General features: G+C 67.6%; 22 protein-coding genes. 9 read left to right on the top strand and 13 right to left on the bottom strand.

Features of this window, described 5'->3' with window-relative positions; all coding sequences use genetic code 11:
• The first annotated feature begins 81 nt into the window (after positions 1-81).
• Complete coding sequence (locus VGK32_11805; GenBank protein ID HEY3382447.1) at positions 82-2,103, top strand: molybdopterin-dependent oxidoreductase; 2,022 nt, start codon at positions 82-84, stop codon at positions 2,101-2,103.
• A 74-nt stretch (positions 2,104-2,177) separates the two neighbouring features.
• Here VGK32_11805 and VGK32_11800 read toward each other — a convergent pair whose 3' ends face one another.
• Both VGK32_11800 and VGK32_11795 read right to left on the bottom strand, forming a co-directional pair.
• Entirely contained in the window at positions 2,178-2,432 is a 255-nt protein-coding gene (locus VGK32_11800; GenBank protein ID HEY3382446.1) for a KGG domain-containing protein, read from the bottom strand.
• Positions 2,433-2,717: 285 nt separating this feature from the next.
• Positions 2,718-2,981, bottom strand: a complete 264-nt coding sequence (locus VGK32_11795) for a hypothetical protein (GenBank protein HEY3382445.1) — start codon at positions 2,979-2,981, stop codon at positions 2,718-2,720.
• Positions 2,982-3,004: 23 nt separating this feature from the next.
• Between VGK32_11795 and VGK32_11790 the strand changes: the two genes are divergently transcribed.
• Positions 3,005-3,301 carry an oxidative damage protection protein gene (locus VGK32_11790; protein HEY3382444.1) on the top strand — a complete coding sequence of 99 codons (297 nt, stop codon included), beginning with the start codon at positions 3,005-3,007 and terminating at the stop codon, positions 3,299-3,301.
• A 128-nt stretch (positions 3,302-3,429) separates the two neighbouring features.
• On the opposite strand, the gene VGK32_11785 is transcribed toward VGK32_11790, so the two are convergent.
• On the bottom strand, positions 3,430-4,953 hold the full coding sequence (locus VGK32_11785) for a sodium:solute symporter family protein (GenBank protein HEY3382443.1): 1,524 nt from the start codon (positions 4,951-4,953) through the stop codon (positions 3,430-3,432).
• Between the two features lie 87 nt (positions 4,954-5,040).
• A complete protein-coding gene (locus tag VGK32_11780) occupies positions 5,041-6,222 on the bottom strand; it encodes a Xaa-Pro peptidase family protein (protein ID HEY3382442.1) in 1,182 nt (393 codons plus the stop codon).
• Between the two features lie 159 nt (positions 6,223-6,381).
• Here VGK32_11780 and VGK32_11775 point away from each other — a divergent pair, with 159 nt between their 5' ends.
• Genes VGK32_11775 through VGK32_11765 form a run of 3 tightly spaced genes read left to right on the top strand, consistent with a single transcriptional unit; the run spans position 6,382 to position 8,881 of the window.
• On the top strand, positions 6,382-7,146 hold the full coding sequence (locus VGK32_11775; protein ID HEY3382441.1) for a 5-oxoprolinase subunit PxpA: 765 nt from the start codon (positions 6,382-6,384) through the stop codon (positions 7,144-7,146).
• Complete coding sequence (pxpB, locus tag VGK32_11770) at positions 7,143-7,871, top strand: 5-oxoprolinase subunit PxpB (GenBank protein HEY3382440.1); 729 nt, start codon at positions 7,143-7,145, stop codon at positions 7,869-7,871. Before VGK32_11775 ends, pxpB begins: the two co-directional genes overlap by 4 nt.
• Positions 7,871-8,881, top strand: coding sequence for a biotin-dependent carboxyltransferase family protein (locus VGK32_11765; GenBank protein HEY3382439.1), 1,011 nt, complete (start codon positions 7,871-7,873; stop codon positions 8,879-8,881). The genes pxpB and VGK32_11765 overlap by 1 nt, the downstream gene beginning before the upstream one ends.
• Positions 8,882-8,900: 19 nt before the next feature.
• Here the strand turns inward: VGK32_11765 and VGK32_11760 are convergent, their stop codons facing one another.
• A complete protein-coding gene (locus VGK32_11760; GenBank protein HEY3382438.1) occupies positions 8,901-10,202 on the bottom strand; it encodes an MFS transporter in 1,302 nt (433 codons plus the stop codon).
• Positions 10,203-10,288: 86 nt separating this feature from the next.
• Between VGK32_11760 and VGK32_11755 the strand changes: the two genes are divergently transcribed.
• The gene (locus VGK32_11755) at positions 10,289-12,136 is read left to right on the top strand and encodes a pyruvate carboxylase subunit B (protein ID HEY3382437.1); all 1,848 of its coding nucleotides are present in this window, start codon (positions 10,289-10,291) and stop codon (positions 12,134-12,136) included.
• A 33-nt stretch (positions 12,137-12,169) separates the two neighbouring features.
• On the opposite strand, the gene VGK32_11750 is transcribed toward VGK32_11755, so the two are convergent.
• A complete protein-coding gene (locus VGK32_11750) occupies positions 12,170-13,135 on the bottom strand; it encodes a gluconeogenesis factor YvcK family protein (GenBank protein HEY3382436.1) in 966 nt (321 codons plus the stop codon).
• 58 nt (positions 13,136-13,193) lie between these two features.
• Here VGK32_11750 and VGK32_11745 point away from each other — a divergent pair, with 58 nt between their 5' ends.
• From VGK32_11745 to VGK32_11735, 3 genes are read left to right on the top strand one after another with little or no spacing between them, the layout of a single operon-like run.
• A complete protein-coding gene (locus VGK32_11745) occupies positions 13,194-13,952 on the top strand; it encodes a hypothetical protein (GenBank protein HEY3382435.1) in 759 nt (252 codons plus the stop codon).
• Positions 13,949-14,812, top strand: a complete 864-nt coding sequence (locus tag VGK32_11740) for a TPM domain-containing protein (GenBank protein HEY3382434.1) — start codon at positions 13,949-13,951, stop codon at positions 14,810-14,812. Before VGK32_11745 ends, VGK32_11740 begins: the two co-directional genes overlap by 4 nt.
• 53 nt (positions 14,813-14,865) lie before the next feature.
• Positions 14,866-15,438, top strand: coding sequence for a LemA family protein (locus tag VGK32_11735; GenBank protein HEY3382433.1), 573 nt, complete (start codon positions 14,866-14,868; stop codon positions 15,436-15,438).
• 18 nt (positions 15,439-15,456) lie between these two features.
• Here the strand turns inward: VGK32_11735 and VGK32_11730 are convergent, their stop codons facing one another.
• The 7 genes from VGK32_11730 to VGK32_11700 all read right to left on the bottom strand — a co-directional run bounded on the left by VGK32_11730 (position 15,457) and on the right by VGK32_11700 (position 23,914).
• Complete coding sequence (locus VGK32_11730; protein HEY3382432.1) at positions 15,457-15,678, bottom strand: hypothetical protein; 222 nt, start codon at positions 15,676-15,678, stop codon at positions 15,457-15,459.
• Positions 15,679-16,138: 460 nt separating this feature from the next.
• Positions 16,139-16,348, bottom strand: a complete 210-nt coding sequence (locus VGK32_11725; GenBank protein ID HEY3382431.1) for a hypothetical protein — start codon at positions 16,346-16,348, stop codon at positions 16,139-16,141.
• 9 nt (positions 16,349-16,357) lie between these two features.
• Entirely contained in the window at positions 16,358-17,407 is a 1,050-nt protein-coding gene (gene hypE / locus VGK32_11720) for a hydrogenase expression/formation protein HypE (GenBank protein ID HEY3382430.1), read from the bottom strand.
• Between the two features lie 66 nt (positions 17,408-17,473).
• Complete coding sequence (gene hypD, locus VGK32_11715; protein HEY3382429.1) at positions 17,474-18,571, bottom strand: hydrogenase formation protein HypD; 1,098 nt, start codon at positions 18,569-18,571, stop codon at positions 17,474-17,476.
• Entirely contained in the window at positions 18,568-18,843 is a 276-nt protein-coding gene (locus tag VGK32_11710; protein ID HEY3382428.1) for a HypC/HybG/HupF family hydrogenase formation chaperone, read from the bottom strand. The genes hypD and VGK32_11710 overlap by 4 nt, the downstream gene beginning before the upstream one ends.
• Positions 18,844-18,854: 11 nt before the next feature.
• Positions 18,855-21,152: a carbamoyltransferase HypF gene (gene hypF / locus VGK32_11705; protein HEY3382427.1), complete on the bottom strand. Its 2,298-nt coding sequence runs from the start codon at positions 21,150-21,152 to the stop codon at positions 18,855-18,857.
• Positions 21,149-23,914 carry a bifunctional acetate--CoA ligase family protein/GNAT family N-acetyltransferase gene (locus tag VGK32_11700; protein ID HEY3382426.1) on the bottom strand — a complete coding sequence of 922 codons (2,766 nt, stop codon included), beginning with the start codon at positions 23,912-23,914 and terminating at the stop codon, positions 21,149-21,151. Before VGK32_11700 ends, hypF begins: the two co-directional genes overlap by 4 nt.
• Positions 23,915-24,106: the final 192 nt, after the last annotated feature.

Raw genomic sequence — 24,106 nt, 5'->3', positions numbered from 1 at the left:
GCGAGGGCCGGGGCGAGGCGGAATGGTGGAACCCATCGCCGGCACGAGCGCCAGCCCCCCGGGGTGTCGTACACTGGGCGAATGCCGTCTCCGACAAATCTCAAGCGCGACCGCACGATTGAAACGGCCTGTCCGTTGGACTGCCCGGACGGGTGCAGCCTGTCAGTCGCCACGAGCGAGGGCCGCGTGGTGACGATCGATGGATCACGTCGCAACCCTGTGACCGATGGCTACATCTGCGCCAAGGTCCGCCGCTTCGGCGACCGCGTCCAGAGCCCGGTGCGCCTGCGCCACCCGGCGGTGCGCATCGGACCGAAGGGCAACGCGGCCTTCTCGCGAATCACGTGGGACGAGGCGATCGACCTCGTCGCGACGCGACTGCGCGAGGTGCGCGACCGCTGGGGAGGCGAGGCCATCCTGCCGTTCTCGTACGGAGGGTCCAACGGCCTGCTCACACAAGACACGACCGACGCGCGGTTGTTCCGCCGGCTCGGAGCCTCACGTCTCGCGAGAAAGGTCTGCGCCGCGCCGACCGGAGCCGCATCGCAGGCCCTCTACGGCAAGATGCCGTCGGTGAGCTACCAGGACTATCGGCACGCGAAGCTGATCGTGCTGTGGGGCGCGAACCCTTCGATCAGCGGCATCCACCTCGTGCCCTACATCCAGGAGGCCCGAAAGCAGGGAGCGAAGCTCGTCGTGATCGACCCACGGGTCACAACCCTCGCACGTCAGGCTGACCTGCACCTGCCCGTCAAACCGGGCAGTGACCTCGCGGTGGCACTGGCCGTCCATCGGCATCTCTTCGAGAGCGGCGCCGCCGATCAGACCTTCCTCGACGCGCATGCGACTGGCGCTCGAGCGCTGCGTGAACGGGCCAGCGAGTGGACGTTCGCGCGCGCGGCGGAAGTCGCGGGCATCCAGGCGTCCACAATCGAGGAGTTCGCCACGCTGTATGCCGCAACGAGCCCGGCGCTCGTGCGGTGCGGCTGGGGGCTCGAGCGCAATCGCAACGGCGGCAGCGCGGCCGCTGCTGTGCTGGCGCTCCCCTCGGTGGCGGGAAAGTTCGGCGTTCGCGGCGGTGGATTCGCGATGAGCAATTCCTCCGCCTGGCTGTTCACTCACGACTGGGTGGGTGTCGAGGAGCCCGACACGCGGGTCATCAACATGAACCACCTCGGCCGGGCATTGGCCGAGGAGACGTCACCACCGGTCAAGCTCCTGTTCGTCTACAACTGCAACCCGGCGGTCACGATGCCGGATCAGAATCGCGTGTTGGCGGGTCTGGCGCGCGAGGATCTGTTCACGGTGGTCTTCGACCAGGTAACGACCGACACGGCAGCCTATGCGGATGTGGTGCTGCCCGCAACGACGTTCCTCGAGCACTACGACCTGCACATCGCCTACGGACCGATCAGTCTGCAGATGGTGCAGCCCGTCATCGACACCGTTGGCGAGGCGCGAGCCAACCCGGAGGTGTTCGGCCAACTGCTGTCGGCCGTGGACAGTAGCGGAGCCACGGAGGGCGGGGAACTCGAGACGTTGCTGCAGGTGATGAACGGTCTGCCAGACCAGGTGGGCGACGACCTCAGGAACGACAGGCGACCCGAACCTGCGTTCGGACCCACTCCCGTGCAGTTCGTGGACGTCTACCCGCGCACGACGGATGCCAAAGCACACCTGTTCCCGGAGGAACTGGAACGGGAATCGTCTGTCGGGTTGTACCGGTATCTGCCCGACCCGGCGACCGAGCGATTCCCGTTGGCCTTGATCTCTCCTGCCAGCGACCGAACCATCAGCTCAACGCTGGGCGAGTTGCCGCGGCCGGACGTGGCAATCGTCATGCACCCGATCGACTCGCATGCCCGGGGGCTGGAGGAAGGCGCGAGCGTCCGCGCCTTCAACGACTTGGGCGAGGTGCACTGCAAGCTCTCCATCGAACCGACCATTCGCCCGGGCACGGTCGTCCTGGCCAAAGGACTCTGGCGGTCGAGCACGGCGAATCGCTCGACCGCAACCGCGCTCGCCCCGGACACGCTGACCGACATCGGCGCGGGTGCGTGTTTCAACGACGCCCGTGTCCAGGTGGAGCGGATCGTCAACTGAGGTCATCGTCCGGCTGGCGCCGGATGCCCCGTGCCATGAGCCGTGCCTACGGCGAAAGGAAGGAGAACGTCGAGTCAGTTGTTCTCGTGGGTTGGTGATGCAACCCCCACATCGTCCGCGGCGGAGTCCATCGAGTCGGACATCCGACCGCGCCCTCCCCGGCTCACCTGGCCCCCCTTGCGGCCGGCAGTGCGGGCCTCTTCGGAGGTCCACTCGTGGGCCGTGCCCTTTTCGTGCGCCGCCCGTCCACCCTTGCTCGCAATCTCGCGCTGCTTTTCCGGCGACATCGACGCGAACCCGCGTCGTTCCTTGCGTCCTGATTCGTTCACGGCGAACCTCCCCTGCCGTACGGCGCTCCGCGAGCGCCGGCCGGCGCATCCCTTACCCGATTTCCCGTTGACGCCCACCGACCCATGACAGGCGGGCGCCGTTCACGCCGATTGACATCAAACTACGTGCCAGATCGGGGCCGCCGCCCGACTGCCGCGCTCGAGACGGAAACAGGCCGGAACTGCTCGGTTGTGAGCGGGCCTACCCTCCAGGTGTCGACGAATCTGTGCAGCGGATTACGACAGCAGGGGTAGCGGTGACGGACGGTCTTTCAACGAATGTCGCTACGCGCCGAAGCCTCTCACCTCGTCGGGCCGAAGCGTGCGATGCGGACGGAAGGAATCACACGTCGCGCAGTTGCGGACGTCGAAGTCGTAGCCGACGATTGGGTACATCATCGGATGGGCGCAGTACAGCAACTGGCCGTCCTCAATCGTGTGCACGGTCAGCGTGTCGGGAAGGTCGGACGTGCGACGGCCGTACCAGCAGGCGCGGTGCCGAATCTCGGGCTCGTCGTCTTCGAGCACCATGATGCGCCATGATAACATCAGCGAATATCGGAGGCAGCAGCATGGCTTCGCTCGAGAAGGCGCCCGAGGGCGCCCGGATGGTGCAGTGCGTGAAACTGGGACGCGAACTCCCCGGACTGACAGAAGCGCCGTGGCCCGGTGAACTGGGGCAACGGATCTACGAGCGCGTGTCGGCCGACGCGTGGAAACTCTGGGAAGCGCGAATGCGGATGATTCTCAACGAGTACCGCCTGATGCCCTGGCAGAAGGAGGCGCAGGACCTGATGGCGAGGGCGATGGAGGAGTTCTTCTTCGGCGAAAGCGCGGCGCTGCCGCCGGGGTACACGCCTGCCGGATGATCAGTGCCCGCTGATGAACTCCGGGTGAGCACGGGGAGATGCCGGCCGGAGAAGGCTGAAGGCGACCGAGCACCTCGAGCCTCCTCCGATCCGGGTTTCTCATCCCAGGTGCGCCTCTCGACAACGACTCATGCCGCGGCCTGCTCCTTGGGGAACAGCCGCTCGAGTTCTTCGGGCTTCGGCGCAGGTGTCAACAAGCTGACGAATACCAGCAGCCCGATCGAGATGATGGCCGCCGGGTAGATGCTCGGGATCCCCCACGGGTCCTTCCCGAAGAAGGCGCTGCCGGCGCCGGGCGCTCCCTCGAGCACGCCGGGCGCCATCCACGGCAACACGAACTCGAAGAACACGGTCGCGAACGCGCCGCCGACAATCGACGCCACGCCACCCTGCCAGGTCGCCCGCTTCCACGTCAGGGCCGCGAACAGGGCCGGCGTCACGGCCACGCCGTACATCGTGTAGGCGAAGTAGGCGTATTGCAGGATCGAGATCTGGGACTTGAGGTACGTGGGGATGAAGATCATCAGGAACGCGAGGAAGCCCATCACGACGATGAAGACCTTCTGAAGCGCCACCATCTTCGTCGGATCGGCGTTCGGGTTGATCATCCCCTGATAGATGTCGCGCATCACATTCGAGCTCGACGACAACAGGTAGTTCATGCCCGTCGAGAGCACGACCGCACACGCGGCGCCGAGCAGCAGCACACCAACCGGCCCCGGCACCATGTACCGAGCCGCGTTCAGCACGAGCGCCCGGCCGTCCCACCCCAGCTGGCGCTCGGTGCTGTAGACCGACGCGTAGACGGCGATCGCGATGACGATCGTCTCGACGACGATCGTGCCGACGATCCAGATGGCCACGGCCTGTTTCGCTTCCTTGGGCGAGCGGGCCGCGTAGAACTTCTGGTACATCGACTGCACGCCCATCAGGAGCAGCAACGTGGAGAGGAAATACGCAAAGCCCTTGAGCGCGGGGTACTTGCCGAAGTCCTGCGCGAAGACCTGGAACCTCGTCGGTCCCAGCACGTCGTGGGCGTGCGCCCATCCACCGGCCGCGCTGATGACGAAGGGGACGGCGAGCAGGCAGGCCGAGACGATGATGATGCCGTTCGGCAAATCTGTGTGGGCCACCGCGATCATCCCGCCGATGGTGACGAAGAGGATGACGAACGCGGCCGTGATCGTCTGCCCCACCTCGAGAGAGATGTAGCCGTCGGTCACGACGTTCAGGATGTAGCCACCCGCACGGAACTGGTAGGCGACAATCGTCGTGAAGGCGATGATGAGCGCGATCGCACCGAACAGCCGCGCGAACCGCCCGTAGCGCGCCTCGAGGATGTCCCCGACCGTGTACTGGCCAAACGTCCGGATCTTCGCCGCCACGAAGTAGATGATCCCGATGCCGAGGAACGCGCCGGCTGGCTGCCACACCGCGCTCCAGCCGGCGTAGGACGCGTACTCGGCGCCGGCGATGAACGTGCCGGATCCGATCCACGTGCACACCAGCGTGAAGACCATCTTGGTGAGCGAGAGGCTGCGCCCCGCCACCATGAAGTCGTCCTGGTTCTTGATCTGACGTGACCGGTAGATGTTGTACCCGGTCATGACCAGCAGGTAGGCGAGGATGACGTACAGATAGTAGAAGCCCACGGTCTTCCTCCTAGACAGCACACACGGATCAGGGGTCAGGGATCGGGGGCCGGGGATCAGGGATCGGCGACCCCTGCCCCCTGGCCTCTAGATGAGTATCAGGTCCTTCTGCATCTCACCCGCGACGTCCACCTTGCCTGCTGGCGTGATGAACACGTTGATCTCCGAACGCACCGCCATCTCGCCGGCGAGGTAGATGCCCGGCTCGATCGAGAAGCAGATGCCGGGCACGAGCTCGCGCTCGTCCTTCGTCTCGAGGTTGTCGATGTTCACGCCGTTGCCGTGGACCTCTTCGCCAATCGAGTGGCCTGTCCGGTGGATGAAGTACTTCCCGTAGCCCGCTTTCTCCACCACGTTTCGGCACGCATCGTCCACTTCCCAGCCGTGGAGTTTCTTCCCTTCGGCGAAGCGGTTGCGAATGAACGTCAAGGCCGCGTCGCGAGCCTCACGTACGACCGTGAAGATCTCGACGTACTTTGCCGGGGGCGTCTGGCCGACGAAACCGCACCACGTGATGTCGTAGAAGACGGCGCCGGGCTGGTCGAGCTTCGCCCAGAGGTCGATGAGGACGGTGTCGCCAGGCCTGATCGGCCGCGCGTTCGCCGGCGTCGGCTCGAAGTGCGGGTCTGCCGGCTGCTCGTTCGTGCCGACGATCGGGTACTCGCCCTTGCAGGTGAGCCCCTCCTCGCCAAAGCGGCGGACGATGAACTGCTGGACGTCGTACTGCGTGAGGACCGTGCCGGCACGGAGTGAATCGCCGATGAGCGCGAAGGATTCGTCCTTGATCCGCTGTACGCGACGGCCCGCCTCGAGGTGCGACTGGTAGCCGGCCTCGTCGAGCACGGCCTGGAACGTCTGCACCAGGCCGGCCGAGGAGATGACCTCGAAGCCAAGCGACCGAATCAGGTCGATCGTCCCGCCGTCCACGAGCGACACGTAGGGAATGTTCGCGGTCGGCGAGTACTGCATCGCGACCTTCTTCGCCGGTCCGAGGATCTCCTCGAGGCTCGCGTGCAGTTCGCGCCAGGAGAGGTACAACCGCTTCTCGCCCGGCAGCGAGTCGAGCTTGGTGGACTCGACCTTGTGCGCCAGGCGCACCGGCTGCCCGCTGGTTGGAATCCAGTAGAACCACCGGCGGCTCGTGAACTTGCCATAGTCCATCCCGAGCACGTGGTAGGCGATCGCGTCCCGGTTGTGGAAATCGTAGAGCAGCCACCCGTCCACGCCTGCTGCCTTCAACTCACTCTGGATGCGTGCGATGTTCGGCATCGAAGCCCCCTCTGAACAACAGACTCAGTCCGCGCCCGGTTTCACCCGTCGCCGCGGCAGGATAGCACAGCCAGGGGCTTGACAGGGGGACGCCTCCGGCGAATAGTCTTCGGGCTTGGGGGTTGGAACCCGACCCCGATTTCGCGGGAGCGTGCAGCAATGGCCGCGCGGTTCGATTTCAACTGCGACATGGGCGAGAGTTTCGGCGCGTGGACGATGGGGCTCGACGCCGAGGTCATCCGGTTCGTCACGTCGGCGAACATCGCGTGCGGCTTCCACGCGGGCGATTCGAACACGATGCGGCGCACGGTTCGACTCGCGGAGGCTCACGGCGTCGGTGTGGGCGCTCACCCTGGCTTCCCCGATCTGCAGGGCTTCGGCCGGCGGAACCTGGCGGCCACGCCCGACGAGGTGCGCAACGACCTCGTCTACCAGATTGGTGCCCTGACGGCGTTCACCGCGTCCAAGAAACTGCAGCACGTCAAGCCGCACGGCGCACTCTACAACATGGCCGTACCTGGCGGCGACCTGGCCCGGGCCATCAGCGAGGCGGTGCTCGACACGGACCCGTCGCTCATCCTGGTGGCGCTGGCCGGGTCGCGCTGGGCGGACCAAGCCGAGCGGATGGGGCTGAGGGTCGCACGGGAGGCGTTTGCCGACCGCGCGCTCATGCCCGACGGCACGCTCGTGCCACGCTCGAAACCTGGTGCCGTCATCCACGACACCGGGCAGGTCGTCGAACGAAGCGTCCGGCTGGCCACCGAGGGAACGGTTGTCGCGATCACCGGCGAGATCGTGCACGTCAAGGCGGATACGCTGTGCCTTCACGGTGACACGCCCGACGCGGTGGCGCTGGCCTCGGCTCTCGCCGACGCGCTGAAGCGCGCCGGCGTCACCCTCGCCCCGATGGGCGCCCAATCGTGAACGCCCCGCCCCGGTTCCTGCCCGCCGGCGATACGGCCCTCGTCGTCGAGTTCGGCGACACGATCGACCCCGCGATCAACCGCCGCGTCCGGGACCTGCTGCTCGCAATCGAGCGGGCCACGATCAGCGGCGTCGTCGATCTCGTGCCGACGTACCGCTCGCTGCTCGTCAGCTACGACCCCCTGGTGATCGGCATCGACGAACTGCAGGAGCGCATCGCCCTCCTCGAAGCCGCCCCCGGGGACAGCCCGATGCCCCCACCTCGGCTCGTCGAGATTCCCACGGCGTACGGGGGGGAATTCGGTCCGGACCTTGGGTTCGTCGCCGAACATGCCGGCTTGTCGCCGAACGAAGTCGTCGCGCTGCATGCCGGCACCGACTATCTCGTCTACATGATGGGATTCAGCCCCGGCTTCTGCTACCTGGGCGGCATGTCCGGAAAGATCGCGACGCCCCGTCTGAAGACACCCCGCACGGCCATTCCGGCAGGATCCGTTGGTATCGCGCAGCAGCAAACCGGCATCTACCCGACCGAAAGCCCCGGAGGCTGGCAGTTGATTGGCCGCACGCCGGTGTCGCTGTTCGATCCTCATCGGCAGCCGCCTGTGCTGGTCGAGGCAGGCGACTACATCCGGTTCGCGCCGGTGTCCGTCGACGAGTACGCGACGATCCGGGCCGCGATCCGGGCGGGCAACTGGACGCTGGAGGCGCACCCGTGCGAGTGATGTCGGTCCTCGACGGCGGGATGCTGACGACGGTCCAGGACCTCGGGCGCTACGGCTATCAGCGGTACGGAGTGCCCACGTCGGGGGCAGTCGACCGCTTTGCCCTGCGCGCGGCCAACCGACTCGTCGGCAACAGCGACGACACCGCGGCGCTCGAGATGACGCTCGTCGGGCCGCGGATCGAGTTCCTGGCGCCGGCCACGATCGCTCTCACTGGCGCCGACCTCGGCGCGCGCCTCGACGGTCGATCTCTGCCGCGATGGGAGACCGTGACCGTCACCCCCGGCGCCTTGCTCGCATTGGTCGGCGCCCAGTCGGGTGTCCGCGGCTACCTCGCCCTGGCCGGTGGCATCGACGTCCCGGTGGTCCTCGGGAGCCGATCCACCTACACGCGCTCGCGGCTCGGCGGCATCGAGGGGCGCGCGCTCGAGCGAGGCGATGTGCTCGAGATCGTCGGCACCAGGCCGGTCCTGCTCGGTGGGCGGTTGATGTTGCCCGCGGGCAGCCAGCCGACCTATCCGCAGGAGCATCTCCTGCGCGTCGTTCTCGGTCCGCAGGACGATCGCTTCACGGCACACGGCCTTCGCACGTTTCTCTCGTCCGCCTACACGGTGACGGCTCAATCGGACCGGATGGGCTATCGACTGGCGGGCCCCGCGATCGAGCACAGCCGGGGGCCGGACATCGTGTCGGACGGCACGCCATTCGGCGCCGTCCAGGTGGCCGGCGACGGCGCGCCGATCGTGCTGCTGGCAGATCGCGGCACGGCGGGTGGGTATACGAAGATCGCCACCGTCATCAGCGTGGACATCTCGCGGCTGGCGCAGGCAGCGCCCGACGACACGGTCCGCTTCGAAGCGGTGACGGTCGCCGACGCGCACGACGCGCTGAGAGCGCAGGAGGAAGTGCTGCGCCGAATCGGTGTACCAACGGCGGCACGTCCGGCCGACCGGCTGCGGAAGGTCGCGGCCGCGGTGGCCACGGTGGCGGGCGTGTTGGACTCTCGGTAGCCGCGGGCTCGCCCTCCTGTCACTGTCGGAGTTCTCGACCCTTCGTTTCCGGAATCCAGATCCAGGCCACGCCCGCGAGCACGAACGCGATGGCGGCGGTCGAGAAGGCCGCCGCGAAGCCGTGCGACTGGGCGAGCGTACCGACGGTCCACGGGGCAGCGGCGCTGGCGACGCGGCCGAGATTGTAGGTGAAACCCTGCGCCGTCGCGCGGATCTTGGTCGGGTAGATCTCCGCCGTGACCGCGCCAAAGCCACTGAAATACCCCGCGCCGAAGAAGCCGACGAACGGACCGACGAGCAGCAGCGCAACCGGCGTCCGCATCGAGGCGTAGGCCATGACGAAGATGGCCGCCGCCAGCACGTAGGTCACATAGGTGCGCTTGCGGCCGATTCTGTCGCTCACCAGCCCGAATGTCACATACCCGAACCACATGCCGACGTTCATGGCGACGATGAGCAGTGTCTTGTACGACCCGAGGCCGAGGCCGCCCTTTGCCGGCGACAGCTCGAGGTAGGCGGGGACCCACTGTGTGAACGCCCAGTACGCATAGAGCGTGCAAGCATTCATCAGCGTGATGAAGACCGTGAGGCGCAGCATCGGCCCGCGGAAGATGTCAGAGAACCGCCCCGCCGCCTCCCCGCCTTCCTGCCTCATGCCGGCCGGCTCCTGGCTCCTGATTGCTGACTCCCGACCCCTCCTTCTGGCCTCCCGCCACACCTCGGGCTCCTCCACGCGCTTCAACACCCACGCGGTGACGAGTGCGGGCAGCACCCCGACGAAGAACACGACGCGCCACCCGCCGATCGGCAGGAAGATCTGCGTGACGAGCGCGGCGGCGGCGTAGCCGACCGCCCACGAGCTCTGGACGATGCCGAGCGCTTTGCCGCGGTGCTCGGCCGGCCAGGTCTCGGACACGAGCGCCGCACCGCTCGCCCATTCGCCCCCCATGCCGATCCCGAGCAGCGCACGGAACAGCATGAGATGCCAGGCCGTCTGGGCGAGGCCGCAGGCCCCGGTGAACACGGAGTAGATGAGGATGCTGCCGATGAGCGCGCGCGTCCGGCCCCAGCGGTCGGCGGCCAGACCGAAGAGGATGCCGCCCGCCGCCGCGGTGATGAGCGTGAAGGACCCGATGAGGCCGGCGACCTGCTTGTCGAACGACAAGTCCGCCATCACCGAGGCGAGCACCAGCGCGTAGAGGTTGACGTCGAACGAGTCGAGCATCCACCCGAGGCAGGCGGCGCCCAGCGCCCGTCGTGATGCCGGAGGTGCATTCCGATACCAGGCGAACGGGCCGGCGGACACGGTGGTGGTAGTCATCGCGCCCGCATCATAATCCGAGCGACCCGGCGATCAAAGTGGCTGTGCTATGCTCACGCAAAATCACCCCGCTGCCCGGAGGCATCATGAGCCCGGCGTCCAGTCCTCTCAGGATCACAGACCTCACCTTCCGTGACGGGCATCAATCGCTGTTCGCGACGCGCGTCCGCACCGACGATCTCGCGGCCATCGCGCCCGAGATGAACGCGACCGGCTTCTGGTCGATGGAGGTCTGGGGCGGCGCGACGTTCGACGTGATGACGCGCTTCCTCAACGAGGACCCGTGGGACCGGATCCGCATCCTGAAGCAGCGCATGCCCGACGTCCCGCTGCAGATGCTCCTCCGCGGCCAGAACCTCGTCGGCTACCGCAACTACGCGGACGATGTGGTGCGCGCGTTCGTGCACCATGCGGCTGACTGCGGCATCGACGTGTTCCGCGTCTTCGACGCGCTGAACGACGAGCGAAACTTCATCACGGCTTTCGAGGCGATTCGCGAGAAGCGCAAGCACATCCAGGGCGCGCTGAGCTACTCGCTCACCGAACGCTCGCTTGGCGGCCCGGTGTTCACGCTCGACTACTACATGGAGAAGGCGCGGACGATTGCCGGGATGGGCGCCGACAGCCTCTGCATCAAGGACATGGCGGGGCTTCTCGCGCCGGACGACGCTGCGGCACTCGTCGGCGCGCTGAAGCGGGAGCTGAAGATCCCGATCGTCGTGCACACGCACTTCACGAGCGGCATGGCCTACATGACGCTGCTCCGAGCCATCGATGCGGGCGTGGATGTCATCGATACGTGCCTGGCGCCCTTCGCCCTGCGGACTTCCCACGCGGCGCTCGAACCGATCGTCGCGGCGCTCGCCGGCCGGCCCCGCGATACGGGGCTCGACCTCGCCCGCCTGTTGAAGCTCGACGAGCACTTCGAGGCGATCGCACCGAAGTACCGCGAGTTCCTCGACGACACGAAGCTCTCCATGATCGATACGGGCGTCCTGTCGCACCAGATTCCAGGCGGGATGTTCAGCAACATGGTGGCGCAACTGCGCCAGGCGGACGCGCTGAATCGGCTGGGCGAGGTCTACGAAGAACTGCCGCGCACGCGGAAGGAGCTGGGATCGCCCCCGCTCGTCACGCCGACCAGCCAGATCGTCGGCACGCAGGCGGTGCTGAACGTGCTGTTCGGCCGCTACAAGATGATCTCGCAAGAGGTGAAAGACTACGTCTACGGTCTGTATGGAAAGCCGCCGGCAGCCATCGACACCGAGGTCCAGCATCTCGCGCTCGCAGACTACCAGCGGGGCACGCAGCCGTTCACCGGGCGCGCGGCCGACCTGCTGACGCCCGAGCTCGAGAAGGCGCGCGAGGAGACCCGCGGCCTCGCGCGGGACATCGGCGACGTGCTCGTCTACGCGCTCTACCCCACCACGGGCTTGCGGTTCCTGAAATGGAAATACGGCATCGAAGCGCCGCCTGCGGAGACGCGCGCGCGGACGCTCGAGGACGTGCGACGCGAGAACGAGCTCGTCGCGAAGGCTCGAAAGGGGCAGCTCGTCGAGGCGGGCTCGAAGGCCGCCAGCGCGGCAGGCCCCGCGCCCCGCGCGTTCACCGTGCGCATCGGAGGCGAAGTCTTCAAGGTCGAGGTGGATCCAGACGCCACCGACGCGTGTGCGGCCGGCACCAAGGGCGCGGCGCCCGCGGCCACCGTGCCGGTCGCGCCCGATTCGGCGATCGTCGCGCCGATGCCTGGCCTCGTACTGCGGTATCTCGTGAAGGTCGGCGACGCCGTCAAGGCCGGCGATCCGGTGGTGCTGCTCGAGGCGATGAAGATGCAGAACACGCTGCCGGCGCCGAGGGCAGGTCGCATCAGCCGGCTCGCGTTCACCGACGGCGCCAACGTGAACCGGGGCGACGTCCTGGCCACGCTCGAGTAGGGTGCGGGCCTCGCTCGAGGGTCGACTGCTGTACTACGCCAACAGGCGTCGGGCGATGACGCTCCAGATGGCGTAGGAGAGCCGGCGCCGCGCGTGACGCGCGATCTGGCCCTCCCAGAACGCCCCCTCCACCAGTTCGCAGTCGGGCGGCACGGTGCCGGTTGCGAGCGGATGCTTGTGCTCGGCGGCGTAGCGCTCCAGTGTGTCCGCCGACGGCCGTGACGTATTGACCAGGACGACGTCCACGGAACGCCCGATCGCCTCACCAATCCACTTCACCTCGTCGCCCGCCGTGAATCCCGACATGCCGCGGCCTTCGGTCAGCAGATTGGCGACGAGGATCACCGGCCCCTTCACCCGCGCGATCGCTTCCCGCATCCCGGCCACGAGCAACGGCGGCATCAGGCTCGTGTAGAAGCTGCCCGGGCCGATGATGGCCGCCTCGAAGTCGCCGATCGCACCCGCCACGACAGGGTGAATCGACGGAACCGGATCCAGCCACAGCCGTCGGACGGCGTGGCCGTCTCGCTGAAGCGCGTCCACCTCGACTTCCCCGCGCGTCGTGGATCCGTCCTGGTACTCCGCGCACACCGACGAGTGTTCGACACTCGCGGGCCAGACCCGGCCGTTGCAGCCGAGCAGCGCGCGAAGGCCGTCGATCGCGGCGAGGAAATCACCGCTGTAGCGCTCCATCATCGACAGCAGCAGGTTGCCGCCGGTATGCCCGGCCAGCCGTGCGTGCTCGAGCGTCGGGAGCCGCGAGAGCAACACGCGGCGCGCTTCGGCTTCGTTCCGCGCCAGCGCGAGCGCGCACTTGAGGATGTCCCCGGGGGGGAGCACCCCGAGCTGGTCGCGCAGCATCCCGGAACTGCCGCCGCTGTCGAACATCGTCACGACGGCGTTGGCCCGGAGCCACGGATTGGACTTCAATCCGCCGAGCAGGCTTGGCAGTCCCGTCCCTCCTCCGAAGCAGCCGACTTCGATCTGGCGCAGAAGCATCCCGGTATTCTACATCCTCGGATCAGCACCTCGGCCATGGATACACTAGAATAGCGTCATGGCAACCATCCGTTCGTGGCGCGAGGCGGCCGACGACCTCCTGCGCGATCTGCGAACCATCCTGGACACGCGGCTGCGGGCCCTGGTCGTCTACGAGGCGCACGGCCTGCTCGGCGACATGCCAGTCGCCTCGCCCGGCGACGAGGCCGGCCTCCGGCACGAACAGCTCGTGCACTCGGTCGCGATCGTCGACGGGCTCGGCCATGCGGATCTCCTTCGGCTTGCACCGCTCGCGGCCGGCTGGGCGGGCCGCAGCCTCGCCGTACCCCTGTTCCTGAGCCCAACCGAACTGCAGCGGTCGCTCGATGCTTTCCCGTTGGAGTTCGGCCAGATCCTCGCGCGCCATGTCGTCATCGTCGGTGACGATCCGTTCCGCGGCCTGGCGGTGGCGAGCGAGGATATGCGGCGAGCCTGCGAAGCACAGGTCAGGAGCCACCTGCTGCACCTGCGCGAGGGCTACCTCCAGACCGCGGCCGAACCGAAGCGGGTCGCTGCCCTCGTGGCAGCATCGGTCGTCCCGCTCCGCGCGCTGCTCGTCAACATCGCCCGGCTCCACGGCGTGGAGGCCCGCACTCCGAAGATCCTCGCTGAGTTCGTCGAGCAACGTCTGCGGCTCCCGATGGGCGGCCTCCGGCCGCTGCTCTCGGCCAAACAGGCCAAGCTCTTCGAGGGGGAGGACGTCGGAGCGTTCCTGCCCGCCTATCTCGACGCGGTCGAGCGGCTGGCCGCGCTTGTCGATGAATGGTCGCGGACATGACAGCGCTCGGCGCCGGCAGCCGGCGGCAGGCAGGGTACGGCGGACTCCACGGATCGGGTCGCCGACTCGTGCCCACTGGCTGGGTGCTCGTTCCACTGCTCGTCCTGGTCGGCTGGCTCGCCGCACCGCTCGTGCACGCCCAGGCCGAGGTTCCCGAGCTCACCGGCCCGGTCAACGACTTCGCCTCGGTGATTGACGCGAAGAGCGCGGGCGACATCGACCAGATGAGCCGCGCCCTCCTCCAGGCATCGGGCGATGCCGTCGTCGTGGCGACGATCGACACGTACGCACCATTCGCCGACATCCGCGAGTACGCGGTCAAGTTGTTCGAGAACCACGGCAAGGGCATTGGAGAGAAAGGCAAGCACAACGGCCTGCTCATCCTGCTGGCCGTGAAGGATCACAAGGTCTGGGTCGAGGTGGGTTACGGACTCGAGGAGTTCATCACAGACGGCTATGCGGGTGAGACGAGCCGCGAGGTGATGATCCCGGCATTCCGGACGGGAGGGTACGGACCGGGGCTCGTCGCCGGCGTGGCCCGGCTCGTCGGACGAATCGCGCAGGCGCGCCGAGTCACGCTCGAGGGCGTGCCCGCGCCGGAACCGACACGGCCGCGCAAGCGAGGCGTGTCGGTCGGTTCGATCGTCTTCATCGCCATCATCCTGCTGTTGATGCTGATTCGCCGCGGCGGGTCCGGCCCCTCTTCACGCTATCGCGGCGGGTGGGGCGGCGGCGGGTGGAGCGGTTGGAGCAGCGGGATTGGCTCCTTCGGTGGCGGCGGAGGCGGGGGCTTCGGCGGAGGCTTCGGCGGATTTGGCGGCGGCGGAAGCGGAGGTGGCGGCGGCGGGGGCAGTTGGTGACGGGCCCTGCCTGCTGCGCTGAACTGGGAATGCCTGATGAGCGGGAGACGACGATGCAACGGATGAAACACTCGACGTGGATGCGGCTGGCGTTGCTGGCCCTGATCGCCCTGCCGCTGTCAGGGTGCTCGTACAACCGGTTCGTCAGTCAGGAGGAGGCGATCAAGGGGCAGTGGGCGCAGGTCGAGAACCAGTTGCAGCGCCGCAACGATCTGATCCCGAACCTGGTCAGCACGGTGAAGGGCTACGCCGCGCACGAGCAGGGTGTGTTCCAGGCGGTCGCCGACTCGCGAGCCAAGCTCGCCGGCGCCAAGACGCCAGAGGATACGATCGCGGCCGCCAACCAGCAGAGTTCCGCACTGGCGCGCCTGCTCGCAATCGTGGAGAACTACCCGCAACTCAAGGCCAACGAGCAGTTCAACCGGCTCATGGATGAACTGTCCGGCACCGAGAACCGCATCGCCGTCGAACGGATGCGATACAACGAGAAGGTGCAGGCCTACAACACGCTGCGTCGCCAGTTCCCCTCGAACCTGACCGCCACGCTGTTCGGGTTCAAGGAGCACCCCTTCTTCCAGGCGCCACCCGAAGCCAAGCAGGTTCCGAAGGTGGATTTCGCACGATGACCACGCGGGGTGGCCACCCTAGTACGCGCTGCTCGCCGCGCGCTGGATGACCGCCCCGTCCCTGGTTCGCGTCAGGAACCGGGAACCGGTCAACGCCTCAATCAACGCCTCGCATGTCGATCGATCCAGCCCCCAGAGGCGCTGTGCCTGGGACACCGTCAGTTTGAGACCGGGCATCTCGAGGAACTCGGCTCGCACCCGACGAAGCGTCTCCTCAGAGGGTGAACTGAACGAGGGCATCACGACTCCTTACACGGGAATACGGGTCATCGGGTGCGCCACGCCTGGACCGGCGGACCACAGGGTCCACCACGGCCGTGCGCAAGACTGTTATGAGTGACTGACGCCTGAGTGTGTCGATTCGCGACGACGGCCGCATGTCTCGGTCGGGGTGCGGCCCACTCTGCTCCCTCGGCACTCAGTCCTGAAGGCACGAACGCATCGTGGTATTCATGCAGCGAAGGACTGAAGGAGCGGCGTCCGGAGCCGGCATGGCAGAAGTCGGCGGTCGATCGGCACGACGCCCCACTGCCCCGGCACGCCAGGCAAGAGCAATGACAGTACCAGCCGCGAGAGGAGCAGTCGTCGAGGGTTTTGGAGTGCGGGTTCTCGACTCGGCGTCAGGGCACAGACACGCGAGTAAGTCAGAGTGTAGCGTTGCCAGTCACGCGACCATCACGGCTGAGCCTCACCGGAACATTCAGCGCTGATTCGGCGACCGCCAGCCGTCTTCGATGAGCGCGCGCAGGTATTCCACCGAGCGCGCGATGAGAGCCGATGGCTCGTCGAAGCGTTCCGACTGCTCGACGCCGTCCGGTTTGGTGATGACGAACTCGTAGATCTGTCCGTCGGCGTCACGCCGGATCTCGCAACGTTGCGACTGACCTCCCCGTTCGAAAGACCAGATCATGCACGCATCTTAGCAGATTCGGGGCAACTGCTCGCCGCTGAGCATGTCCAGGATTCGCGTCGAGCCGATCAGGCTGCGCAAGGTCACCAGTCCCGGATCGCCGGCGGCGACGTGCCCGATGGTCACAGCGGCCTCGCACGAAGCATGGCGGCGCAGCACCTCGACGGCGCGCCCCCGGTCGCGACCCGCCACGAAGACTACGAATCGGCCTTCGTTCGCCACGTAGAGCGGATCGAAGCCGAGGATCTCGCATGCGCCACGGACATCCTCTCGTACCGGCACCTGACGCTCGTCGATGGCGATGCCGACGCCCGCACCCGCCGCAATCTCGTTGAGCGCGCTCGCCAGCCCTCCGCGCGTGAGGTCGCGCAGACAGTGCACCTCCACCCCGGCACCAATCAGGTCGAGGACAGGGCCCGACAGGGGCGCACAGTCGCTCTCGATGGCGCTCTCGAACTGCAGACCTTCGCGGACGGCCATGATCGCCATGCCGTGTCGTCCGACGTCGCCGCTGAGAATGACGGCATCGCCCGCCTGAACAGCAGCCGGTGCGATCCGCAGACCGTGTTCGACCAGGCCCACACCGGCCGTGTTGATGAAGATGCCGTCGCCCTTGCCGCGATCGACGACCTTGGTATCGCCGGTCACGATGGCGACGCCGGCCTCCTTCGCCGCGCCCTGCATCGAGGCCACGACCCTCTCGAGCGTCTCGATCGGCAGACCCTCCTCGATGATGAACCCGGCGCTCAGTCCGAGCGGTCGGGCGCCCGCCATTGCCAGATCGTTGACCGTGCCATTCACGGCGAGCGTCCCAATCGTCCCGCCTGGGAAGAACAAGGGCCGGACGACGTAGGAGTCGGTGGTGAACGCGATGCGGGACGAGCCGACGTCGAGCACGGCCGCATCGTGCCCGGTGTCGAGGGCCGGGTTGCTGAACGCCGAGAGGAAAACCCGCTCGAGCAACTGGTGCATCAGCCGGCCGCCGCCGCCGTGAGCCATCAGCACCTGCTCGTAGCGACCCGCCGGAACCGGACAGGAGAGCGCGAGTTCATCCTTCATCCTTCCGCCTTCCGCCTTCATCCTTCATCCTTCATCCTTCATCCTTCATCCTTCATCCTTCATCTATTATCCTTCCGCCTTCCGCCTGTGCCGGTAGTAGGCCGCGCACGCACCTTCCGACGACACCATCGTCGCACCCAGCGGACGCTCGGGCGTGCAGCGGATCCCGAACGCCGGGCACTCGTTCGGCTTCTTCCGTCCCTGCAGCACGAGACCGCTGATGCACTCTGCCGGCTCGGGCCGCGGGCCGACCGCGCTGAGGTCGAAGCGCCGTTCCGCGTCGAGATCGGCGAACGCCTCTCGCAGACCCAGTCCGCTTGCGCCAATCTCGCCGATGCCGCGCCACGAACGGTTCACGACCTCGAAGACCTCCGACACGACGGATTGCGCGGGACGATTCCCGTCTGCGCTGACCACGCGGGCGTACTGGTTCTCGACCTCTGCCCGGCCCTCCTCGAGTTGCTTCACGCAGAGATAGACACCCTGGAGAATGTCGAGCGGCTCGAAACCGGTGACGACGATCGGCACCTTGTAGCGCTCGGCAATCGGCTCGTACTCCCGGTAGCCCATGACCGCGCAGACGTGGCCGGCAGCGAGGAATCCCTGAACGCGGCACGTCGGAGATCCGAGAATCGCCTCGAGGGCGGGCGGGACGAGCACGTGGGACACCAGGATGCTGAAGTTCCGCACGCCCGTCATCTTCGCCTGGTGGACGGCCATGGCGTTACCCGGCGCCGTCGTCTCGAACCCGACGGCGAAGAAGACCACCTGCCTGTCGGGATTGCGGCGCGCCACCTCCACCGCGTCGAGGGGCGAATACACGATTCGGACGTCGCCCCCGGACGCCTTCACGGAGAGGAGATCCCGATCGGTGCCGGGAACGCGGAGCATGTCGCCGAAGGAACAGAAGATGACGTCCGGGCGCGAGGCGAGGGCGATTGCCCGGTCGATCTTCTCGAGCGGCGTGACGCACACGGGGCACCCGGGGCCGTGCAGCAACTGGACCTGCGACGGCAGCAACTCGTCGAGGCCGTACTTGACGATGGCGTGGGTCTGTCCGCCGCACACCTCCATGATCGTCCACGGCCGCGTCACGAGGCCGCGAATGGCCTTCAGCCAAGCCTCCGCGGCCGCCGGGTCCCGATACTCGTCCATGTACTTCATGGCATCGGCTCCTGGTCGCCGCCGAGTTCGGCATCGGCCAGGTCGTCGCCGGCCAGCTGCTTCAGGTCCTCGAACAGCTGTCGCGCTTCGTGCTCGTCGATGCGGCTCAGCGCAAACCCGGCATGGACGATGACGTACTCGTCCACCTGGGCTTCGGGCAGGAATGCGAGACTGACCTCCTTGAGAACGCCGCCGAAACTCACCTTGGCCATCCGCGTGACTGGGTCATCTCCGGTCAAGCTGACGATCCTGCCGGGCACGGCGAGACACATGGCACACCTCTCTATCGTTCGGCCGCACGTGCGAAGCCCAGCGCGACGGCCGCGACCTGGCCCAGCGCGATGCCGCCGTCGTTCGGCGGCACGCGTTGGTGCCAGTACGGCCGGAAGCCAGCCTCGCGCAGGCGGCGCACACTCTGTTCGGTCAGGTAACGGTTCTGAAAACATCCGCCCGACAGCACTACCCGTTCGACGCCGGTCCTCGACGCGACCGCAACCAGCGCGTCGACGAGGGCGTTGTGGAACCGAGCCGAGACGAGCGGGACCGGCCGGCCGGCGCGCACATCCGCGACCAGGGCGTCGACGAGCGGCGCCCAGTCCACGGCCCAGCACTCGGAGCCTCCGTCGCGCAGGTCGAACGGATAGTGCTCATCGGTGGCAACCTCGTCGAGCGCGAACTCCAGTTCCATCGCCGCCTGGCCCTCGTACCGCACATGCTGCCGAAGGCCGACAATGGCCGCGACCGCGTCGAACAGCCGGCCGACACTCGACGTCCGCGGCGTGTTGACACGTCGCTCCAACATCGTGCGGATGATCGCCCGCTCGGCCGTTTCGAACGCGGCCACCGGCGCAAGGTCGGCGCACTGCCACACCTGTTCTCCCATGACCTCGTGCAGCAGGCCGAGCGCCGTGCGCCTCGGTTCTCGAACGGCCTGGTCGCCGCCAGGCAGGCCGAACGTCCGAAAGGTAGCCACTCGCTCCGCGCCACTGGTCGTCACGTGGAAGAACTCGCCACCCCAGACCGTGCCGTCGAGGCCATAGCCCGTTCCGTCCCAGCCGACGCCAAGCGCCGGCGGCTCCAGGTCATTCTCCGCCATGCAGGCAAGCACGTGCGCCACGTGGTGCTGCACGTGCCGCACCGGCAGGCCCCGCCGCTGCGCGTAGCGCGTGGACAGGTAGTCGGGGTGCGCATCGCAGACCACCGTCACGGGCGGCGCCTCGTACAGATCTTCGAGCGCGACAATCGCCTGCTCGAAGGCGCGATAGGCCTCGGGCGTCTCGAGGTCGCCGATGTGCTGGCTCACGAACACGTTTCGACCCACCGACAGCGCCACGGCGTTCTTCAGGTGCGCGCCGACACCCAGCGTCGGCGGCACATCGCGTCCGAGCCGGACCGGCATCGGCGCGTAGCCGCGCGCACGCCGCGTGATCAACTCGCGCCCCATCATCACGCGGGCGACCGAATCGTCCACGTGTCGCGCGATCGGCCGGTCGTGCACGAGGAACACGTCCGCCAGGCCCCGCAATCGCTCGAGCGCGTCCCGTTGGTCGGTGCAAATCGGTTCGTCGGCCCGGTTCCCGCTCGTCGCCACGATCGCCGTGCTCAGATCCGCCAGCAGCACGTGATGCAGCGGCGTGTACGGCAGCATGACACCGAGCGTCGGATTGCCCGGCGCCACGCCCTCGGCCAGCTCAATCTTCTCACGTCGACGAAGAAGCACGATGGGGGCCTCTGGAGATGCAAGCAGTCGCGCTTCCAGGTCGCTCACGGCGCACACGGCCCGGACGGCCTCCATCGACGGCGCCATCACGGCGAACGGCTTTTCTTCGCGGGCCTTCGCGCGCCTCAGCCGCTGCACCGCCCGCTCGTTGCGGGCGTCCACGATCAGCTGGAACCCACCCAGGCCCTTCAGCGCCACGACCGCTCCGTCGCGGACGTGGGCGGCCGCCGCACGGAGCGCCACGTCGTGGGTGGCCACGCAAGACCCGGACTCGTCCCACATCTCCAGGTGCGGGCCGCAAGCCGGACAGGCATTGGGCTGCGCGTGGAAACGCCGGTCCCGAGGATCCTCGTACTCCCGCCGACAGGCGGCGCACATCGCGAACCCGGCCATGGTCGTCATGGGACGGTCGTACGGCAGCGCGCGGATGATACTGAACCGCGGGCCGCAGTTCGTGCAGTTGGTGAACGGATAGCGGTATCGCCGGTTGGCGGGGTCGAACACCTCGTGGAGACAATCAGGGCAGGTCGCGATGTCGGGCAGGACCAGCGCGGTCTTCTCGCCGCCAACGCTCTCGCGAATCTCGAAACCGTCGAACCCGAGCGGATCGAGGTAGGACGCCTCGAGCCCCTGGATCACCGCACGTGGTGGCTGGTCCCGTTCCAGGCGCACCAGGAACCGGGCCAGCAGGTCCGGTAGCCCCTCGACCTCGACTTCGACGCCGCTCGACGAGTTGATCACCCAGCCGGCCAGACCAAGATCGGACGCGAGCCGATAGACGAACGGCCGGAACCCCACGCCCTGGACCGCGCCTCGAATGCGCACCCGGAGGCGCTGCCAGCCGGCGGCGTGCCCGGTCACGACGGCGTCGCCTGGGACGAGACGCCGAACGTCATCCGCGTCACCTGCGGGTCGTCGGCTCTGGTGCTGGACTCGAACCCTTCACGTTCGCAGAGCCGAACCATCTCGACATTCTCGGAGAGCACGTCACCGACCACCCGGTCGACATGCTCGGCCCTCGCCACATCTTTCAACCGCCGGAGCAGCTCGCTCCCGAGCCCCTGCCGCTGGCAGTCGTCCGCCACGACGATCGCAAACTCCGCCTCGTTGACGCCGTGCACCTTCGTCATCCGCCCGACGCCGAGGATCGCCCGCTCCGCCGTGGCGGGGTCGCGGTGTTCGGCAACGAGCGCCATCTCACGGTCGTAGTCGATGAAGCAGATCCGGGTGAGGCGTTCGTGCGCCACGCGCTGATTGAGCTTCAGCATGTGGAAATAGCGAAAGTACACGCTGCGATCCGACAACCGTTCGTGGAACTTCACCATCAGCGGCTCGTCCTCCGGGCGGATGGGCCGGATCACAACGCGTGCGCCGTTCCGCAACACCGAGTCGTTCACGTACTGCGTCGGATAGGGCCGGATCGCCGGCCGCGGCAGCGACGCCTCGTCAGCGTCGTGCGGCTGCAGCACCACGCGAGCGTCGAGTGCCACCAGCCGGTCGCCGGAAGCGAGAAGTGGGTTGATGTCGATCTCACGGATCCACGGCTGCTCGACGACCAGCTGGCTGAAGCGCACGAGCAACTGCTCGAGCGCGGGCAACGCCACCGCCCGGCGTCCCGGCACGCCGGCGAACGCCTTGAAGATCCGCGTCTGTTCCATCATCCGACGGGCCAGCGTCGTGTTCAAGGGCGGCAGCGCCAGCGCACGATCGGCGTGGACCTCGACCAGATGCCCGCCGGAGCCGAACAGGACAACCGGACCGAACTCGGGGTCGAAGGTGCTGCCGACGATCAGTTCGAACCCGTCGAGCGGCACCATCGGCTGCACCGTGACGCCGCTGAAGTGTCCCTCGCCGGCCATTTCCGCGACCGACGCCTTGATCAGCGCCCATGCGCCGCGCACGTCCGACTCGTCCTGCAGATTGAGCTGAACGCCGCCGACCTCGGTCTTGTGCGTGATCGTCCCGGATAGCAGCTTGACGACCACCGGGAAGCCGATCTGACGGGCGGCCTGCACGGCCTCGTCCGAACTGGCGGCGACGCGCGTCTCGACCACCGGAATGCCATAGGCGCCAAGCACCTGTTTGGATTCGACCTCGGTCAGGAGTCGGCGGGCCGCCGCGCGAGCCGCACCGATCACGACCCCGGCCTGTTGCCGGCTCGCTGCAACACCCTCCACGTCCGGCGCGAGCGACGGCGTTTCGTGGAGCCCGCGAAGCACGTAGCTGTGGCGCCACATCAGCGTGAACACGCGGGCTGCGGTGTCGGGATACGGAAACGACGGGATACCCGCGTTCTTCAGCACGGCGTCGCCGGCTGACACATCGACGCCGCCCATCCAGCTCGCCAGCACCGGCTTGCCGGCATTCGGCAGCCGCGCACGCAGGACCTCGGCCGTCCGCGTGGGATCGGCGGCGGACTGCGGCGTGAGGATCACGAGCACGCCGTCGCTGTGCGCATCCGCCGTGGCCGCTTCGAACGCCGTGGCATACTGCTCCGGCGTCGCGTCGTCCTGGAGGTCGATCGGGTTGCCACGGCTCCAGTGAGACGGCAGCGCCGCGTCGAGCGCGGCCACCGTCTGCACCGAGAGCGAGGCCAGTTCCCCGCCGTTCGCCAGCAGGGAGTCCGTGGCCAGCACGCCGGGGCCACCCGCGTTGGTCACGATCGCCAGCCTCGGACCTCTCGGTCTCGGCTGCTTGCCCAGCACTTCGGCGATGTCGAACAACTCGGAGATCGTGCCGACGCGAAGCACGCCGCTCCGCCGGAACGCCGCGTCGAGCACCTCGTCACTGCCCGTCAGGGCCCCGGTATGGGAGGCTACCGCCCGTGCAGCCGCGGACGATCGGCCGGCCTTGAGGACGATGATGGGCTTGGTGAAGGCAACCTCGCGTGCGGCCGACAGGAACGAGCGCGCATCACCGATCGACTCCATGTAGATGACGATGCTCCTGGTGCGCGCGTCGTCGCCCATGTAGTCGATCAGGTCGCCCCAGCCGACGTCCAGCATCGAGCCCACCGAGACGAAGTGGGAGAACCCCACGTTCATCTTGTGGCTCCAGTCCAGAACCGCCGCCGACAGCGCGCCGCTCTGGCTGATGAAGGCGACCGTTCCGCAGCGTGCCATGCCGCTGGCCGAGGTCGCGTTGAGGCCATTGACCGGGCTCATCACGCCGAGCGAGTTCGGACCGACCACGCGCATCGACCCGCGCCGGGCCTCGGCGAGCACGCGCTCCTCCAGTGCGAGGCCGTCGGGCCCGGTTTCACGGAACCCGGTCGTGACGATCACGGCGGCTCGCACGCCCGACTCCGCACACTCGCCCACCACGGGCGGCGTCAGACCGGCCGGCGTGCACAGCACCGCCAGGTCGACCGGCTCGGGCAGGTCGCGCACGCTCCTGTAGGCACGAATGCCCAGGACGCTCGTTCGCGATGACGACACCGGATAGACCGTGCCGCCGAATGGATTGCTGATGAGGTTCCAGAGCACCAGGCGTCCGAGGGAACCCGGATCCTCCGCGGCGCCGATCACGGCCACCGTACGCGGCGCGAAGAGTGCGTCGAGCGGCTGCCGGCCGAACCGGAACCGCGGGCCTGAGGCCGGCACCTTCGTCGTCTCGGTCTGCATGGCGATGCTCGTCCGAAAAACGCCCCCGTTCGACTCGCAGGAAGTAGTCGCGGCTGGATCGCGGCCATGTTATCACGGGCCGCGCCCTCGATTGGCGGCGTGCTGGGCGAGCCGACTCGGCACGACGGTGGGTCCACCCAGCCACCCGTGAACCCCGATCGATCGCCGACTGCATGCAGAGCCAGCGCTGGG

The sequence above is a fragment of the Vicinamibacterales bacterium genome (genome assembly GCA_036504215.1).
GTDB lineage: Bacteria > Acidobacteriota > Vicinamibacteria > Vicinamibacterales > Fen-181 > FEN-299.
Note: the sequence above shows the minus strand (reverse complement) of the source record. Positions and strands in the feature narration are given on the sequence as shown.